Consider the following 279-nt stretch of genomic DNA (forward strand, 5'->3'; position numbering starts at 1 on the left):
GCATGAATCAGAGCAAGCTCAGCTTGAAAAAGAGCTGGAAGAGTCTAAGAAGCTACTGGCCTCCGAGCAAGGAGAAAAGAGCGAGCTAACACTTAAAGTGAAAGCGATAGAAGAAGAACTGCAAAAAGCGAACCTATTGGGTGAGCAAGCGATCGAAGACTTAAGCAAGAAGCATGAAGCGAAGGTTTCTGCGCTAGAAGAATTATTGAAAAAACAAACAGAAGATTCAGAAAAAGCGTTAGCTGGCGCCAAAGAAAAGCATGAATCAGAGCAAGCTCA

1 protein-coding gene is annotated in these 279 nt (G+C 43.4%); it reads left to right on the forward strand.

What is annotated here, in order from left to right; genetic code table 11:
• The coding region (locus Ldro_RS16460) for a hypothetical protein (protein WP_202972524.1) at positions 1 to 279 on the forward strand (279 nt) is incomplete at both ends.

It is taken from the genome of Legionella drozanskii LLAP-1 (genome assembly GCF_001467585.1).
Lineage (GTDB): Bacteria > Pseudomonadota > Gammaproteobacteria > Legionellales > Legionellaceae > Tatlockia > Tatlockia drozanskii.